The 18617-nt window shown below is 43.9% G+C and carries 14 protein-coding genes and 1 pseudogene; 3 read left to right on the plus strand and 12 right to left on the minus strand.

Annotated features, from left to right (window positions below; all coding sequences use genetic code 11):
- Nucleotides 1-262: 262 nt before the first annotated feature.
- The 12 genes and pseudogenes from CRENPOLYSF2_RS14900 to CRENPOLYSF2_RS14950 all read right to left on the minus strand — a co-directional run bounded on the left by CRENPOLYSF2_RS14900 (nt 263) and on the right by CRENPOLYSF2_RS14950 (nt 14969).
- Complete coding sequence (locus tag CRENPOLYSF2_RS14900; RefSeq protein WP_087144740.1) at nt 263-1669, minus strand: sigma-70 family RNA polymerase sigma factor; 1407 nt, start codon at nt 1667-1669, stop codon at nt 263-265.
- A gap of 809 nt (nt 1670-2478) precedes the next feature.
- Nucleotides 2479-3822, minus strand: coding sequence for an ABC transporter permease (locus CRENPOLYSF2_RS14905; protein WP_087144755.1), 1344 nt, complete (start codon nt 3820-3822; stop codon nt 2479-2481).
- 144 nt (nt 3823-3966) lie between these two features.
- Nucleotides 3967-4452, minus strand: a complete 486-nt coding sequence (locus CRENPOLYSF2_RS14910; RefSeq protein ID WP_087144741.1) for a hypothetical protein — start codon at nt 4450-4452, stop codon at nt 3967-3969.
- 117 nt (nt 4453-4569) lie between these two features.
- Nucleotides 4570-6000 carry a tyrosinase family protein gene (locus tag CRENPOLYSF2_RS14915; protein ID WP_087144742.1) on the minus strand — a complete coding sequence of 477 codons (1431 nt, stop codon included), beginning with the start codon at nt 5998-6000 and terminating at the stop codon, nt 4570-4572.
- Between the two features lie 485 nt (nt 6001-6485).
- Nucleotides 6486-8378, minus strand: a complete 1893-nt coding sequence (locus CRENPOLYSF2_RS14920) for an ATP-binding cassette domain-containing protein (RefSeq protein WP_087144743.1) — start codon at nt 8376-8378, stop codon at nt 6486-6488.
- Nucleotides 8379-8486: 108 nt separating this feature from the next.
- Entirely contained in the window at nt 8487-12041 is a 3555-nt protein-coding gene (locus CRENPOLYSF2_RS14925) for a pilus assembly protein (RefSeq protein WP_087144744.1), read from the minus strand.
- 184 nt (nt 12042-12225) lie between these two features.
- Entirely contained in the window at nt 12226-12693 is a 468-nt protein-coding gene (locus CRENPOLYSF2_RS14930) for a hypothetical protein (protein ID WP_087144745.1), read from the minus strand.
- On the minus strand, nt 12690-13529 hold the full coding sequence (locus CRENPOLYSF2_RS14935) for a PilW family protein (RefSeq protein ID WP_140396877.1): 840 nt from the start codon (nt 13527-13529) through the stop codon (nt 12690-12692). Before CRENPOLYSF2_RS14935 ends, CRENPOLYSF2_RS14930 begins: the two co-directional genes overlap by 4 nt.
- Nucleotides 13529-13960 (minus strand): type IV pilus modification PilV family protein, encoded by a 432-nt coding sequence (locus tag CRENPOLYSF2_RS14940; protein ID WP_087144747.1) that lies wholly within the window; start codon nt 13958-13960, stop codon nt 13529-13531. Before CRENPOLYSF2_RS14940 ends, CRENPOLYSF2_RS14935 begins: the two co-directional genes overlap by 1 nt.
- Nucleotides 13957-14322, minus strand: coding sequence for a hypothetical protein (locus CRENPOLYSF2_RS14945; RefSeq protein ID WP_245808019.1), 366 nt, complete (start codon nt 14320-14322; stop codon nt 13957-13959). Before CRENPOLYSF2_RS14945 ends, CRENPOLYSF2_RS14940 begins: the two co-directional genes overlap by 4 nt.
- A pseudogene (locus CRENPOLYSF2_RS19520) lies at nt 14323-14418 on the minus strand (prepilin-type N-terminal cleavage/methylation domain-containing protein); the annotation flags it as partial. It abuts the gene before it with no gap.
- Nucleotides 14412-14969, minus strand: a complete 558-nt coding sequence (locus tag CRENPOLYSF2_RS14950; protein ID WP_140396878.1) for a type IV pilin protein — start codon at nt 14967-14969, stop codon at nt 14412-14414. The gene CRENPOLYSF2_RS14950 and the pseudogene CRENPOLYSF2_RS19520, both read right to left, overlap by 7 nt.
- Before the next feature lie 615 nt (nt 14970-15584).
- Here CRENPOLYSF2_RS14950 and CRENPOLYSF2_RS14955 point away from each other — a divergent pair.
- From CRENPOLYSF2_RS14955 to CRENPOLYSF2_RS14965, 3 genes are read left to right on the plus strand one after another with little or no spacing between them, the layout of a single operon-like run.
- A complete protein-coding gene (locus CRENPOLYSF2_RS14955; protein ID WP_087144749.1) occupies nt 15585-16937 on the plus strand; it encodes an adenosylmethionine--8-amino-7-oxononanoate transaminase in 1353 nt (450 codons plus the stop codon).
- The gene (locus CRENPOLYSF2_RS14960; protein WP_087144750.1) at nt 16937-17668 is read left to right on the plus strand and encodes a 16S rRNA (uracil(1498)-N(3))-methyltransferase; all 732 of its coding nucleotides are present in this window, start codon (nt 16937-16939) and stop codon (nt 17666-17668) included. The genes CRENPOLYSF2_RS14955 and CRENPOLYSF2_RS14960 overlap by 1 nt, the downstream gene beginning before the upstream one ends.
- Nucleotides 17665-18558, plus strand: coding sequence for a CPBP family glutamic-type intramembrane protease (locus tag CRENPOLYSF2_RS14965; RefSeq protein ID WP_087144751.1), 894 nt, complete (start codon nt 17665-17667; stop codon nt 18556-18558). The genes CRENPOLYSF2_RS14960 and CRENPOLYSF2_RS14965 overlap by 4 nt, the downstream gene beginning before the upstream one ends.
- The last annotated feature ends 59 nt before the right edge of the window (nt 18559-18617 follow it).

The raw sequence follows: 18617 nt of genomic DNA on the forward strand, positions 1-18617 counted from the left end.
ATCTCCTGGTCTCGTTACTTGGCAACGAACGTTAAGGGTTTACATGACTCATCAGTACACAGTGCTTATTCGTCTATGAATCACTAAAAAGATTCAAATTATTTTCTTCGTTTTTAAAAATAATTTTTAAACATTATTTTCAGAGCGCCACAATAACATCTCTTCACTAAGAATAGCTTTTTTTAAATAGCTAAGCGGTTTATGTGACATAAGATTGAAGTATTTTATGTCTAACGGATGATAAAGACTGCCTGATAGCCCATTATAAAAAATTAATCAGTTGCTGGCCGTAATTCATTTTAATTTTGTTCAATGCGATCACTTGAATTTGCCGAACACGCTCGCGGGTTAAACTCAGTTCATCGCCTATTTCTTGCAATGTCATCTCGCTACCCGAATGCAAACCAAAATGGCAACGCACCACTTGCGCTTCGCGTGGATTCAGTAGATTAATCGCATCAGCAATCAATGTATCCAATTCCACCTCAGCAATGTCTTCAAAAGCATGGCTGAACGTTTGTTGCTCTAAAAAATCAACCGGTGCAAACGCTCTTTCACTGTCATCATCGTCTGAGCCGTCTAAGGAGATGGATGTCTGAGAAAACGCTAAAATGCTATTAATTTCTGCACAGGATAACTGCGTATGTTGGGCGATGTCTTGAATACTGGCTTCTCGACCCGTCTTGGAAGTGAGTTGGTCTTTAATACGGAATACACGGTTAATATTGGCAATTTGTTCACACGGTATGCGTACCGATCGCTCACTGCGCGACAATGAGCGTGAAATCGCCTGTCTGATCCAATAACCCGCATAAGTTGAAAACTGAAAACCTAAGTGATGGTCAAAGCGATCGACGGCTTTTAATAAACCTGAATGACCTTCTTGAACCAAATCGTTAAAATCTAAAAAATGACCCCGGTATTGATTGACAATAAACGACACCAATTTATTATTAGCCATCACCAAATCTTGTCGGGCTTTTAGCCAACGCTGCTCAGCCAATAATAAAGTGATCAGATGGCCGTGCATGTCGCCACTGGTTAAACATAAAAATCCATCCGTGTAATGTGCCGTTGTTGCCGATCTAAAGTTTTGCAACGTGCGGGTTTTTAACGGTGATAACTCAACTTTCAAACGCTTACCCAGCATAGCCAAATGATTTTCAATAGCGCGATGTACATTGTTGCTGGCTAAATTGCCCATCTTTATTGTGTAGAAAATAACGTCTAATGCTTCGATTAAATCGTCAAAGCCAAATGAAAAAAGCTGTAGCTGAGCAATTAAACGTTGTTTGCAGCTAATATGAACGACATTGCTGATACCGTCACCTTGAATAAAGTGCGCATACGCATAAAAAGCTGTCTGAATAGCGGCTACCGAAAATCCGCTATCGGTAACAGAATTATTGGCTTCTTTGCACGGCTGCACCGTATTGTTTGAATCGTATTTATTAATAAGCCATAACGCGGTCAGCGGAAACTGCGCCAGTGCTTTAATTAAATCTGCTTTAGCATCCGCCATATTTTTGGCTAACTGATAATTATTGTTTTTGAGATCATCCGGTGGTTTAGTTTGCTCCGTCTGGGTATTTGTTTCGTTATCAATAATTTTATTGATAATCGGCAGCGATGTTTTATAGTCTGACAACTGTCTATCTAAATAAGCCACAATCTCAATCCTCGCAAATAGTCGATTCTTTACACGCTACAACGCTAACTCATAATCTTTAATAAAACACAGAAGAATACATTACTCGCGGTACATTCTTTAGCATTAGCGCGTTTACAGCTCGGACAAGACAAAACACAATTAGTTTACTGAGCGCTCAAATTAATTGGTTTTTTATTTTAGGCAGGATGAAAGCAACCCAGCGAAGAATACCAGGGACTTATAAAAATATAGATAATAAGCAATAACTTATAAAAAATGATGTTATTTTTCAATGCCCCAAAAAAATCAGCATTATTTTTTATACTACCGAAAAAACCGCTCTCCATTAAACCACTAATGACTATTTGTGCCGTGGGAACGGCTTTAGCCGGGGCTATCTACTTCCTATGAAAAGCTGAGCGAACTGGGTGTGATTAAAAGTGCGGAAATTCATAGGGCGCATTAGCGTAAGCGTAATGCACCGAATGTTGGGTAATTCATAACGGCGGAATACGCTGCCGCTATTCCGCCCTGTAATTCTAAATGATAGGAGTAGACTGAGAAATATTGCCAACATACAGCGTAACTGTTCGCACTGAACTTGTCGAAGTGTGCCGTTCATGCTTCGACAAGCTCAGCACGAACGGTGGCTGTAAATGTCCTAAGGAACGCGCACGAAATAACTTGAGCAAGTTCATGCTTCGACAGGCTCAGCACGAACGGTGGTGGCGTTTAAGTTGTTCAAGTTATTTCATGCACGTTCCTAAGTTGAAAACGCTGTATGATGTTTTATAAATTCCCCATACTTTTAATCACATCCGAGTGAACTAATCGTTACGCACGGCTCTTGGATCAAGTGCATTTTGCACCACATCAGCAAACAAATTAGCTGCCAGCACCAAAGCAAACATAAACACAAACGCCGCTGATAAAGACCACCACACAATAGGTTCTCTGGCCATTTCCAGACGTGCGCCGTTGATCATATTACCCCAGCTGTAAGTGGTAGGGTCAACACCAATATTAATATAAGACAATACCGCTTCTGCTAACACCAACGAGCTGAAATCTAACACCACAGTAATTAATACCAAGTGCATTACATTAGGCAAAATATGGCGGATTAAAATCGTGTGTTGCTTTACACCCAAGGCATACGCGGCTTGCACATACTCCATCTCCCTGAGCTTTAAAGTTTCCGCGCGTAACAAACGGCACAAGCCTGTCCAACTGGTAACGCCTAAAATCAGGCACAGAAACAACAAGCGCATATCCGAACGCACTACCACACTGGTAAACGCGGCTTCGTGATTAGCCATGTACACCTGCACCATCAGCACAGACGCGGCTATCAGTAACACACTGGGCACGGAATTTAACGTGGTGTAGATATATTGGATTATGTCATCGACCCAGCCGCGAAAAAATCCCGCTAAAATACCAAAGGTAATCGCCATTGGCAGCATAATTAAGGTGGTCAGTGTGCCGATCACCAAGCCGGTGCGAATACTTTTTACCGCTTGGTACAACACATCTTCACCCACTTTATCCGTACCAAACACATGGTAATAAGCGGATAAGTTCACTAGCATAGTGCCCAGCAACACAATAATAAACACCGTCCACAACAAGGGCGATAGGCTGAAAAATGGTTTTGTAAGTACTTGTGTTTTAGCACGCAGCCATAAAAGTATGGCCAGCAACACACTGGCAAGCATAAAACCCTGCCCAAAAGCCAGCGCGGTTTTTTTGCCAATATCAGCTAAGCGTTGCGTATCTGGGTCTTGCAAATGTTTACCGCCAAACGCTAAACGCGGGTAGCGCCATTGCGGCACACCCGCTAGCGCATGGGTAATTTCTTTGCTGTACAGTGTGGCGGCAAACGGGGCGGAGTAAGTCTTTTCGTCATGCTCTTTAAGCGGGGCGGCCCAATAATCGAGTAGACTGATAATTTCACCGCTGTTATTCACTGTGGATTTAAAATGCACCGAATCCAACAAGCCCACACCGACAAAAAACAGCAATACTACCAGCGACACCATGCCGATGTTACTGGCCGCTATTTTTTGTAAGCCCTGCTGAACATGCGCCTTGCCACGCAGATAAAATGCCAACGCCAGCACGGTAAACACCAGTATAAAAATCAGTGCATCAGTCCATAAAACAATCATTGCAGTAACCTTGTTCGAGCCATTGGCCAGTCTATTGATGACAACATTATTTGATGCCATAGATTAGCATCCTTTAAACGCTGATGGTCAATTCAGCACACAACTTTGCTGGCCAGCTACCAGCGCTACTTTAAAGTCAGATTATTATTCGGTTTTTAAACCTTCGTCCATATAAATTTTTTCGCTGGCTGGAGCTTCGTAATAATGGCACACTCCGTTATAAACCCACTTACTGGAAAACTTAAGCCCCGCTTTCACCACGGTATGGGTATACACATACTTGTCTTTATCGCTTTTGATTTCAATGCGTGAGGTTTCCGCCTGGCTTTTGCCATCGTTGTACTTTGCTGCATTGTTTTGGTTAATGACCGCCCTGTAACTATCCCCCGGACGAACACCTTCATTACCATCATACTCTACAACAAATTCACGGCACGGCGGATTTGAATATTGCGTATTGGCACGACAGGTATACTTTTGGTAATTGTCGTCAACCGCAGAGCTATAGCTTGAGATTGCACATGTCCAATATTTGTGGACGGGTGTTTTTGATTCTACGTCTGCTGCCAGCGCCAACCCCGATAAGGCAAAACCCATTGCTGTTAATAATGTAAAACCACGACTCTTCATGTTGTTACCTGTTTGCAAACTTAAAGAACCCTTGTTTTATCCTTAAATCTGCTGTTTTGCAACTTTAACACCTCGGTGTCGATTTTTTGAAAAAAACCAACACCCCGATAATAGTACCTAGCTTCGTTGTACTGCAACACCATAAGCACCGGTTCCTGTCGGGCTGTAGTGCCGCACGCGCACAAAATACATGCCGGGGGTTAATACGCGGACGATCTGAGAATTTTGCCCTGGACCACTGTCATCGTCCTGACTGATAAAGGCAGTTTGATTATTGGGACCGTTAAGGGTGACAAAGGTATCGGTACTGCCCGAAGTCACTATCGTATAAGTGGCAATCTGTGTAGCGCTAAAGCTGTAGACATCACTTTCATTAGCGGCGGCGATATTGCCTTGGATTTGCGGCCCGTTGACGATAATCTCAACCAGATCGGGTTGAGGTTGTGTAGTACCTGTTACCGAAATACCATAAGTGCCCGTACCTGTCGTCTGAGCATGCCTGACCCTGACAAAATAAGTGCCTGCCGACAAGTTACTGACTATTTTTGAATTACCTGCCCCGCCGCTATCATCGTCCTCTGTAACCAAAGTATTTTGACTATTAACCCCAAACAAGGACATAAACACGTCTGTTGAACCTTGTGTCTCAATAATATAGGTCGATGCCGCTGGCACTGTAAAGCGATACCAATCGACTTCTCCCGCTTGGCTGATGCTTGCTTGCCGAATTGGCGCTCCCACGGTAAGGTCGGTCATTGCTGCGCCCCTATCGGTATCATAGGTATATCCCAGTGCAACATGGCTCAGCACCCGCGCGGGTGTGGGTGGTGATATTTCGTTATCCCATGGTTGCATAGGGCTATTAAGATTAAACCGCCCATCCCCCTGAAAGGGCGCATCTGTTGGATGCAGGCTCTGCCAAATAGCCCACAGCCGATCCACATTGCAATGCAATAAAAAAAACGCAGGGTCATTCGGGGAACTTCGATCTCCTGCAGAACCGCCTATAAATCCGTGTACGATATTATGAATATCCCTTTCCAGATCAACTCTAAAGGCCGAGAATGGTGTGCGCGTAAGAACTCTTTGTACGCCATTTGCACTGGGTAGCGTCGCACCAGAGCTAATGGCGCGGGTAAGTTCGACCCTACCGGCTGGGTTGTCGCGCACCGTTAGTCGCCAACGACCGAACCTGAAAGCGAATGCCCCCGTTTGTACAGCACCGCCTGGCGGCACGCCATTTCCTCCCATAAAGTCAGCACCCCAAAGCGATGCGGTCAGGCTTCGATCCACCGTCCAATCCCAGTAAGGGAGGCTCACTGAAGGATCAATGCGCTGAAGGTCTAATTCAAGCCGACGCAAAAATTCCCGATGCCACGGCAAAAACAGCGCAGTCTCATGAATGCCTGCATTAGCATCGAAAAAAAGATCACGGTGCTGACGCACGTAACGGTCGTAAATACCGTTGGCTTTGAGCTGTAAGATCGCGTTGACAAATCGAGATTTCTCGTCGGCGGATAGTGTTGCTTGATTTTTCCTGATACCCATTTGAGTCTCCTGATTGAAGCCTACTAAGTAACGCAGCCTGGTTTGGCGTATTGGCTACCGGCGAATACGCCTTACAGGTTACGGGTTAGGTTTTAGACATTAATCTGCGCATATTTCTACTTTGAAGCACTGTTTCGTTTCCACCTCATGGCAAACCGTGAAGCAAATATCTTCAAACGACAAGAGGTAACATTGCGCTACTGCGCCGCAGGTGTAGACCACAAATTCCCTAGACACACAACTCGGTTTATTGCATGTGCAATCGCAAGGACAGTTTAAAGCTAAGACACGATGTTAAGATAAAGGGATTTATGCGAAATATCTGTGAAGTATTCCACACAATATGTAGGTAATTTTTCACACAAATGTTAGAAAATTGCTTACATTTTGAAATGTATTTACAGGCAGGGATAATGTGTTTTTTCAGGTACACTCAATCTTATCCAAGATAGGAAAAATTGAGCGTTTGGGGATATAGATATTTATTAAGCTGACTGCGCCGAAGCAAGCCGATCTTCAGCTTCCATCCAGGCCTCTTCTGCGTCGTTCAACGCTTTATCTACTTGCATTTTCAGCGCCATTACTTGCTTAAGCCGCGCTTTTTCAGATTCTTCATAAAGCGACGGTTCTGCCAATTGTTGCTCTAGCTGGCGTTGTTCTTGATGGTATTTTTCCACCGCTTGCTCGGCTTTTTTTAACGCATCGTACAAGGGTTTTTGTTTAAGCCTATGTTCTGCATCCAACTTACGCTGATCTTTACGCGACACGCTTTGCGCTGCGGGCTCAGCCACACTTTTATTATCAAGCTTTTTTTGCTCGGTTAACCACACGCGATAATCATCGAGATCGCCATCGAACGGCTGTACTTTGCCGTGTGCGACCAACAAAAACTTATCGGTTACCGAGCGCAATAAATGCCGATCATGCGAGACCACCACGATTGCACCTTGGTAATCTTGCAGCGCGACACTTAAGGCATGGCGCATTTCCAAATCCAAATGGTTAGTTGGTTCGTCTAACAATAACAGATTAGGATTTTGATAGACCAGCAGCGCCAGCACCAAACGGGCTTTTTCGCCGCCAGAAAACGGTTTTACCGGCTCTAAAACCTTATCACCGCGAAAATCAAAACCACCCAGAAAATTACGTAAATCTTTTTCGGTTGCTTGCTTGTCCAACTGCTGCACATGCCATAGCGGACTTTCATCGGTGTGTAGTTGTTCTAATTGGTGCTGGGCAAAATAGCCAATTCTTAACGCATCCGCGCCGCGCTTAGTGCCTGTTAACGGGTGCATTTCATCAGCAAGCACCTTAATTAAGCTGGATTTACCCGCACCATTAGAACCTAATAAACCAATGCGATCCCCTGGAGAAATCGTCAATCCCACTTGTTTAATGATACAGGTTTGCCCGTAACCAATATCGGCCTTGTCCAGGCTTAATAAGGGATTAGGCATTTTTTCTGGCTTAGGAAAACTAAAGTCAAACGGCGAATCCACATGCGCCATCGCAATCACTTCCATGCGTTCTAAGGCTTTAATACGGCTTTGCGCTTGCCTGGCTTTGGTGGCTTGCGCCTTAAAACGGGTGATAAAGCTCTGGATATGCGCCATTTCCCGTTGCTGCTTTTGGTAAGCCGATTGCTGTTGCGAGAGCTTTTCGGCACGCATTTTTTCAAAATCAGAATAGTTACCGGTATAGATTTCGGCTTTATTTTGCTCAATATGCACGATGTGATCGGTGATAGTATCGAGAAAATCCCGGTCATGCGAAATAAGTAATAACGTGCCAGGGTATTTACACAACCAATCTTGCAGCCAGATGACCGCATCCAAATCCAAATGGTTGGTCGGTTCATCTAATAACAATACATCAGAGCGACACATGAGCGCTTGCGCCAAATTTAAGCGCATTCGCCAACCACCGGAAAATGAATTAACAGGACGCTGTTCTTTTTCGGTACTAAAACCCAAACCATTGAGCAAACGTGACGCTCTGGCAGCAGCGGTGTAACCGTCGATAGTATCTAATAAAGCGTGATATTCGGCGATTTTTAAACCGTCATTGGCGTGTTCAGCTGCGCTAAGCTGCTGCTGTAACCGGCGTAACTCTTGATCACCGTCAGTGACGTAATCAATAGCGCTTTGTTCGGTCGCCGAAGTTTCTTGCGCAACGTGCGCAACTTCAAGATCAGGCGGCATGGTAAAATCGCCTTCATCGGGGTGTAATTCGTTTTTAACTAGAGCAAACAAACTGGATTTGCCAGCGCCATTTGCGCCAGTAAAGCCCACTTTTTGACCTTTATGGAGAGTAAAAGAAGCATTGGCGAACAATACGCGCACACCTCTGCGTAAAGCAATATTTTTAAAATTCAGCATGGGGAGTTGGGGTGGTGTCTTTAAACGGATATAAAAGACCAATTATCCCATTTTATACGCCAGTTCCCAAGCATCAGCTTGAGAACTGGGAACTAGAAAATAGTGTTTTTAGTTGGTTATTTCGCGCCAAGAGATTAAACCGCTTTTACCACCTTTAACTTTGTAAGTGGAGGTTATACCATTACTACCGCTGAGCGTTTGTTCAGCCGATACCTCAATGACAGTATCTGATGAACTGGAACTTACTGTAGCTGACATGGCGGCTCCCAAACCTGCCTCTAAGTTAGTGATAACAATTTCTGCAGCCATCGGTGTTGTAGAACTGGTAGTGGTTACCTTATAAAAAACAGTGGCGGGTTTAAAGCCTGAAGCAATACTAAATTGATAAAGATAAGCCTTGCCCGCTGCACAAGGCTCCGACACATCTGGCACTAATACAGGTAATAACAAGGCATCTTTTACGAGGCTCGATCGTGCGGTAATGGTTGCACCAGTCGGCAGCATTTGTACTTTACCGACAGCAAGCGTTGACACAGGACTGCTATCCGCTGTGTACACCTGTGGCGTAGCCATATCCCATGCACCTGCTCCACCGACATGTGATTCCCACAAATTTTGCCAAGTAGCAGCCGTCGTATTGTATTTAAATACAGTAATGCCTGTGCTACTAGTCGCCCATACATAATCTTCACCATTATATTTATAGACACCGACATAAGTGGCTATTTGGTTGTTATAGGTATTACCAATACTAACCTTACCTGCAAGCACAGTCGCGGCATCCGTGCTGACCGGCATTTTCCAAACCATACCCGCCGTATCCGCAACGTAAAAATAACCGTTGTCTACAGTCAATTCACTCGAAGGCGTAAAGGGTAAAGCAACCGATGTAGCAGTTGCCCCTGTTGCAATTTTATGCACATAGAGTGTATTGCTTGTGCCAACTGTCGTCATGTAATTGGCATAACCAGCCATTATGCCACTGCTTGCAATATAGGTTACAACAGGTGCTTGTGCAACAGGAGACGTTGCTCCGGTAACTGCGTTAGTCCAGGCGACTAAATCTGGGTATACACTGGGCGGTGTACTGGTGGTGTTTTTCAGTTTTAACGCATAGTGCAAAGCACCGCCTTGTGCCGTTCCTAGCACATAGCTTGCATAGGCCGTACCGGTGGTTGGCGCATCGGCGATAACAATACCGCCTTTCATATTGCCAGATGACCAAAATGTTGCGTAATTTTTCAGACTAGAAACAAGCTCTCTGGGCATCCAGCCCCACAAGAACGAACCATCCATGGCATCAAATGCATATAAGTAGCCATCATCGTTTTGCACCAATACGCTGGATTTTCGAGTGGCTTGACTATTTTTGTAGGTTACAAAATTAGGATCACCATCGGAGGCGGTTTTTTCGAGCGTTGTATTGGAGGGCGGCGTAACGATAATGGGACGCATACTTTGATCGCCAAATATGCCCATGAAGCTGCCTGATGCCCGTCCAGCCAAATAGACACCACCATTGTAAGAGGGGTCTATGGTGTAATTGATAATATCCACAACCGTTGGCGTTGTTGTTGCAAAAGCCACTGAATCCAGCGCATTAAAATTCACAATAGCACCTGTGCTGCTAGCGGATAATAATTGACTGGCACGGTTAGCAGCAGTCATTCTTCCAGTGAAGGGGATGGCGGTATCACTTGAGTTAGCGGCATCCCATAATGGGCTATTGTTAACAAAACCGGTATTACTAAAGCCATAAGCGGTTAAATGGCCTTCAACAGGCGATAATGTGTAGCCAGCCTGATAAAGCTTTCCACCCGTACCGATTTGTGCTGGCATGGCGGGCGCTGCTGTAGTTTTCGTTGCTCCGTCTAAACCTGAAAAAACAGCTGTAAATGAATTTAGTAAGCTAGTCGCTGAAGTGGCATTATAAGCCGTAGATGTCCCGCCAGCTGCTGCAATGGCATTGGCAGCACTAATGTCGCCAACATTATTACTCAGAATAACCACATGGGTTTTAACACCCATTGCCAGTAACTGGCCGGCAACTTCAGCGGGTTTTAAAAATTGTTGCGTACCATTCTCATCAACCCAATGGGCATCTTCTTTGCCGTCAAAAAATAACAAAATATTATTGGATCGGCAATTTTTAAATGTATCCGTTTTTTTATATTCGGTGTAATAGGCCAATGCACCCAATAAAGAATCGTAAATAGGACTTTGATTGGCATTGTAAGAGCCATCCATAGTGCTAACGGCAATGCCTTTTCCACCAGCGATAGTTTGAGATGTGGGGTCATAATCCAGCCCTGATTGATCCATTTGCTGTAAGCCCATAAAGCCTTTTATAGAGGCTCGGTTATCTACATAGCCCAGGCTTGGTGTAGGTAAATCTAAAAACACCCCCATGTGATTTTTTTTTGCTGGTAGGCTATTGGTTTGTTGCCAGCCTTTGGTAATGAGTTGCCTGTCATTGCGATCAGGGTCGGCTACCCCAGAAGGGTATGCCGCTGATGTCGTTCCTGTTCCAGCAGGCCAAACGACTTCAGTGTAAGTGGTTTCACCAGACCAGCCCGATAATGCGCCGTTGTTTAAAGCTAATGTATTACTGCTTGTTCCTGAAAAATAGTTAGGGATAGCGCTAAAATAAATTTGTGGATTACCCACTGCTTTTGATTTATTGGTAAGCCGTTGAGTAGATTCTCTGTACTGACCTATAAAAGCCCCTGCTGCGGTACCGTCACCTGAGCAAGTTACCGAACTAAAAGGCTGAGCTGATAAACCGCTGGCATCGAATTTAGGATAATTCCAACTGACATAGGAGACAGTATTATAAGTGTCAACCGTTGCATAACCATCGGCAACATCCTTATCTGCCAAATAAAAGGTGTTAAATGTGTTACCTTGTGAATTGTAATACGGATAGCATAATTTCCAGGTCACCAAGGCATTTGTTGCCGATACTGCATTTTTATTGCCTGTCGCACCCGTTGCATTAAAGGTGGTTTTACTACCATAATTTGAATCAGTATAGGTTTGATCGTGTATGGTTGTTGTGGAACTGGTAACCGGACTGCAATCTGGACTAGAATCAGTAATGCTTATAGTATTACACGCTGGGGTTGTTCCTGGTCTATAGGTAATTTTTGTAGGTAGGCCGTTACTGATACCTGACATATAGGTTGTTGCAGAATCGTCATCGTCAACTACGTTCTGATTGTAGTCATACATATTTTTGCCAAATTTGGCACTTCTACCCTTAACAGACAAATAGATACGATACCATTCAGTTGCCTTAAAATTTTTGGCAATATTACCATAGTCCATTTTTTGTTGAGTGGTTGCGCTACCTGTTAGCATACTACTGTCAGCGACTTCCGCTATTGGCCATATACCCCGTGTGTAATACTCTGTTGCAGCAGCCTCCATGCCAAAAGTTTGCCTGAAAGTAGCAAAGCCTAGATTGATGTTATTGGAAGCAGTACTATTTAATACCGTATTTAATGCCTGCTTGGCTATATACAGCTTTGAGCTGGGCTGGTCTCCGTATAACGGGTAGGGAAATGCTGTACCGCTGCCATACTGTGTATTTTCACCGGCTATATCATTAAAATGCAATGGGGTTACCGTGGGTAAAGTAGTATCGTCCAAGCCCCTGTTCATTGAGTAACTATTGCCAAAAATAATCATTAAATTAGGTGCGATTGTCTGCGTAGCTTGGCTATGTGTAGGTAGCAGACAGCTAAAAAGAAAAACAAGTAGTGTTACTGGTGCAGTAAATTTTTTATGAATGTGTGATTTGACTAGCGTGTTCACTTTATTCCTCACTTGCTTACAGCAAAAATCATTAACACAAACGATAAACTGCTTCGCTATCAACCTGCGAACCAACCCCTGAACTTTCTACTGCGTGTAAAAAAATACGATAATATTTGCAATCACTGGCCGGTGCTTCTTGTACAATGCGGTAAACGTTAAAACCATTTTTAGTGGTTTTATCACAGCGTAATGTTGTATCTGCATTACCATTGCAACTACTCCAATACGCCGCTGTAGGGACATTTGGATTGGTTCCGGTTCTATACCAGAGTTGGCTGGAGATGTTAGCCACAACCAAAATGGGCAAGGTCTGCTGCAATACAACTTCTGATGCTTGTTTACCACGCGTATGCCAACCTAATGCACCGGTAGTTTGTACGTCATTTTTAACCACCCGCAATGTTGCAACGAAACCTAAGGTCATTAATAACAACATAAATAACGATAACAGTAAGCTATCACCCCGCTGTTTACTCTGATTACCATGAATTTTCATTCGATAGCAAGTGTTGGATTTAATAAATAAATTTCTTGCTGCACTACCTTAAAATGGTAGTGTGATTGGTCTGGGCTGGTTGGAACCGTGTAAACAGCACCTGTTGCACCACCTTGCCAGCCCGTATCTACCCACGGTATAGTTGCAGGAGAAAAGTATTTTTTATCTGGCGATTCACTTCTGGTTAATAGCGCAAGCTTTATACTGCGTAATTTGCAAGCATCCGCAGCAACAAAACTATTACTATAACTGACAGTACCAGAACTGACTGGGCATGTTCCCGTATCCAAACCAAATTGCAAAGCCATTTGTATAACATTGCTGGCTATATAGGTATCTGATTTAGGGAAGGCCGTTGGACTAGCAGCACTGTTGGCGAATGTTTGCTCACGGCGTAATAAAGAAACACCGCTTGCAGTGTCTATACTGTATTTAATCTGTATGGTGTCGCTTGCAGACAGCGCCGCATAATTGAGTGTCAATGTAATAGGCGAGGTTGTATAGGTAAGCACTTGACAGGCAGGGCCAACCGTTCCTGAAATATAACAGGGGCTAGGGGCAGTTCCAGAAGGTACGACACTGGGTGTAGCCAATAGAGTGCCGCAGTCACGACCTACGCAATTAAGCATATAGCCTACGTTGGCTAAATCCCGTGTCAGTAAAAACAAACTGGTGCGACTGGTTTTGGCAACATCGGTCACATCTTTAATGGTATTAGATTGATGGGTTGCGTTATTAAGCAACACCGTAGTAATAATGCCAAAGATTACCGCTATCACCAACGCCACCATAAACTCAATGACACTGAAACCTTTTGTTTTTATAGGGCTCATCATTAATACCCCACTTGCAGCACAAAAGTTTGACTGTGGCTTATTTTTTTCTGCCAGTTCAGCGTTAAAGTGATTGTGCTGGGTGCTGTGCAAAGTAAGAGAGCCGTGCAGGCCACGCCATCTTTATTAACGGCCGTTGTGCTTGCAGACCCTTGTGGCAAGGCATTGGTCAGCTGTGCTACCCAGTCAATAAGGGGCGCACTTGTTTGTGTTGTTGCAGAAGAAAAATTGTGCATTTGTGACAACAAGACGGGCGAGGCTGATAAGGTTGAACGCATTGATTCAGCCAGCACACCAGCACTGGTGAAATATTCATTGTCGCCTAAATTAGCATTGATTTTTAAATACGCACTGGCCAACGAAAGCATACCAAAAGTAAACACCAAAAATGCTATCAAGGTATTTAGTAATGTAAAACCGTCATTATGTTTCATTGCGCTTTTACCGTTAAATCACCTGATCCGAGCAAGGTTAGTAACCAGGCTCTGCTTGTGCCCGTGGCGCTAATTGTTGCCGTAAAAGCACCCGCTGTGCTGAATCCCATACCATTAAAAACAGGTGGTAAACCGCTAAAAACACAGGCCACACCGTTATAATTAGCAAGATTAGCCGTAGTCATTTGATGGATAGCGCTAATACTCCACTCACAAACAGTATTACTGGCAATACTAACGTTTACACCTTGGTTGGTGCTCAATGCATTATTACGCGCCCACTCAAAATCCGTTTTAAGCGCAGCCACCATCGCTAAAGCACGGTGTTCGGCAATACTGCTACGCATGATAGGCGTTGCCATAGCGATTACTATGCCGGCTATAACCAACGTTATCACTAATTCAATAATGGTGAATCCCCGTTGTTTTACAGCATCAATCCTACGCCTACCTACCATACAACTGCCTTATCAGTACTGGCGGTAGGGCACACTGTCGAAGAAGAGGTGAGTGTGAATGATACCGTGCAAACCGCGCTATCATCAGGTGTGCATTTGCATCTCACATTATTACTGTTGATTGCATAAACATAAGAAGACATAGCGGATTTACCAACAGCTTTAATAACAAAGGCCTGACCTTTATTGGCTCCTGTGGTATCAGTTGCAATGCTATAGGTAAAATATTCACGGGGATTAGCACTGGCATTGGCAGTGGCGGTAATAGCTGAACTCCAGGCAATAATGCCATCCACATTATATACACCACTGGTGATAGTGGGGGCAGTCGCGCTACCAAAACTGAGTGCGTATAATCTGAAATCGCGGTAAAACTGCTCCTGTAACGCGGCTATTTGCAATAAGTTGCTGGGGGCTTCACTGGCCTTACTCCGCGCTACATAGCGTTCATAAGAAGGCACAGCTATGGCGGCCAAGATGCCAATAATTGCAACGGCAATCATTAATTCAATCAAGGTAAACCCGACATTTTTTTTATTTATAGCTAGCATAACAGGCCTATAACAAAGAGAATATCGCTAAACATAAAATTCATAACTATTTTATTGAACCTGATTTAACACATACGGGTGTTTTAAATTTGAAAAGCAGATGGAAATACTGATGCACTGTTGATTACCTAAACACAGTTGCTGAACAAGCGTTCTCATCACGTAGCATTCCTAAAAACGAGCACGCTTTATCAAAAATATAGCTAAGTTTAAAAAACTTACAACAAAGCTCTGCTGACAAAATAACTCGGCATTAAAAATGCCCTCAAAAAACAACAATAGAAAAAATACTCACCGAGTCCGCACTGCTTAAATTTGAAAAAAAATGACAATTACGTTAATTTAAAAACCATCAAATCTGGAAAAAATAACAGTTTTACAGTGAACACTTACCGCGTTTTCAACTTAGGACAGTTACAGCCACCGTTCGTGCTGAGCTTGTCGAAGCATGAACGGCACACTTCGACAAGCTCAGTGCGAACGGTTACGCTGTAACTATTGAACTGTGAAAACGCTGTAGCATTAGCTCCAGTAACTACAAAAAAACCAAAATGGCTAAATATGCCGTTTGTTATATCATTAAGCCCAAGACACACTGACAAATAGCGAGACTTCGTGGTAAACAACCAATCATTCATAAATCGTGATCATAAAGTGCTGTGGCATCCTTGTAGCCAAATGAAGGATCATGAGAGCTTCCCTATTATCCCCATCAAACAAGGCCACGGCGTATGGTTGGAAGACTTCGACGGCAAGCGCTATCTGGATGCCATCAGCTCGTGGTGGGTTAATCTGTTTGGCCACGCCAACCCCATTATCAACGCCGCACTTAAAGATCAGCTGGATAAACTGGAGCATGTTATCTTTGCAGGCTTTAGCCACCAGGCCGGTATAGAACTGGCAGAACAACTGGTGGCTATTACCCCAAAAGGCCTATCAAAATGTTTTTATGCCGACAACGGCTCAGCAGCGGTAGAAGTTGCCTTGAAGATGAGTTTTCATTACTGGCGTAATTCAGGGCAAACACAGAAAACCCAATTTATCACTCTGGAAAACAGCTACCACGGCGAAACTTTGGGGGCATTAGCCGTTGGCAATGTTGCCTTGTATAAAGAAACTTACGCGCCGTTGTTAATGGATGTCATCAGCGTACCAGGGCCAGATTGTTACTTTCGAGAAGACGGCGAAAGCTGGCAAGATTACAGCGAACGCCGTTTTGCGCTGATGGAACAAGCCCTGCAACATCATGCCGGCAGTGTGTGTGCCGTCATCATAGAGCCCCTGGTGCAATGCGCCGGTAATATGCGCATGTACGATGCTATCTACTTAAAACTACTGCGTGCTGCCTGCGATAAGTACGGCGTACATTTAATTGCTGATGAAATCGCCGTCGGTTTTGGTCGTACAGGCACTTTATTTGCTTGCGAACAAGCCGCTATCAGCCCAGATTTTTTATGTTTATCGAAAGGATTGACCGGTGGTTATCTGCCCTTATCAGCCGTAATGACTACCGATAACATCTACCAAGCGTTTTATGATGATTACCACAAGCTAACGGCGTTTTTGCATTCGCACAGTTATACTGGCAATGCCTTGGCGTGTCGGGCAGCATTAACCACTATAGGTATTTTTCAGCAACAGGCTGTTATTAAAAACAACAAACACCTAGCAAATACTATGGCAAAAGCTGCACAGCGTTTTAACGAGCATCCGCACATTGCAGAAGTACGGCAAACCGGCATGATACTGGCTTTAGAAATGGTTAAAAACAAACACACTAAACAGCCCTACCCTTGGCAAGAACGACGCGGCGTTAAAGTCTATCAATATGCGTTGTCTTTGGGTGTGCTACTGCGTCCACTGGGTAACGTTATTTATTTTATGCCGCCATATATTATTACTGAAGAACAGCTATTTCACATTGCCGATGTCGCCTTACAAGCCATTAACTTTGCGGTACAAGACTGATGCGTGTATCCCGCTTATATAGCTCTGTTGCACTGAGTTCCGGTAAAACTATCGCCTTAGACGATGAAGCCAGCCATTACATTAGAACCGTCTTGCGCTTAAGAAAAGATACCGATCTCATTCTATTTAACGGTAATGGCTGTGAATACCAATGCCGTGTAGCAGATGTTACCCGCAAAGTCGTTATGATTGCAGTAGGCGAATGCAGTGAACGCAGCGTTGAATCACCATTAAATATTACGCTAGGCTTAAGTATTTCACGCGGTGACCGCATGGATATGTCGGTGCAAAAAGCCGTTGAACTGGGCGTTAATACAATGACGGCGCTATTAACCGAACGTTGTGTGGTGCAATTAACCGATGACAAAAAGTTGCAACGCTTAATACACTGGCAAAAAATTGTCCAGCACGCTACCGAACAAAGCGGCAGAACCCAACTTCCTGCACTGGCATCGGTAGAAAAACTGGCCGATTGGTTGCCAAATCAACAGGGCTTAAAAGTATTTCTTGACCCTTATGCCACAACGTCTCTATCTGGGTTAAAACCGGAAAACCTGCATGTGACGTTACTCGCAGGACCAGAGGGGGGATTTTCTGGTGCAGAGCGTGACATGGCCAAAGCGGCAGGTTTTATCCCCGTACGTTTGGGCGCACGTATATTACGTACCGAAACCGCGTCGTTAGCCGCTTTGGCCGCTGTGCAAATGTTATGGGGAGATTTTGGCTTGTGAAGCGCTATCTTTATGCACTCGTACCGTTATTAGTATTATTGCTTGCCATTTCTTTGGCCTGCATCGTCGGTTATTGTGTTATCCACGGCATGAATAGCGATATAGCGTTGCGTAAAATTATTCGTAAATCAACCCAAGGGTTTTTGCTGTTAAGCATTATTCCCGCGATGTTCTATCTTAAGCTTAACAAACAAGCGCTAGGCATTGCCGCAAGACCTATCTTTATAAAGCAACTGTTACAGGGTTTTGGCTTGGGTTTTTTAACATTACTGCCGGTGTTTATTGTACTGTATGCATTAGGTATTAACGTAATTGACAGCACACAGCCGTGGACGTGGGACTGGGTTGCCAAAAAGTTGCTTATTGAGTTATTGCTGGCACTATTGGTTTCCTGCTTCGAAGAGCCGATATTTAGAGGTATTGTACTGGCAGGCTTAAGCAAAAAAATACCGGTTACCCCAGCGGTATTCATTGCCGCGTTTTATTACGCTATTTTGCATTTTTTAGACAGCAAAACGCCAATACCCAAGCAAGCCTTGGATATTTTCAGCGGCTTCCACTTACTCGGTGAGGCATTTATTAATGTGCTAAATCCTGATATTTTGTCAGCATTTTCGTCTTTATTATTGGTCGGAATTTTTTTAGGTTTATTGCGCACCCGCGTACAAGCCAGTTTAGGATTGTGTATTGGCTGCCATACCTGTTGGGTGTGGCAAATAAAAATGACTAAAACCTTATTCAACACCAATTGGCATGCTGACTTTGCGTATTTGGTAAGCAGTTATGATGGTGTGATTGGGCCCTTGGTTACTGTATGGTTAGCTAGCGCAATTGTCGTGTACCTTTTTTATCAAAAAATACAACAAAAGATTAGCAGGCCATTTACCTAGTACACAAAATCATAAAATATCAGGATAATAGGCATACTCAATAATTTACTAAACACCCT

This window comes from Crenothrix polyspora, assembly GCF_900163755.1.
Lineage (GTDB): Bacteria > Pseudomonadota > Gammaproteobacteria > Methylococcales > Methylomonadaceae > Crenothrix > Crenothrix polyspora.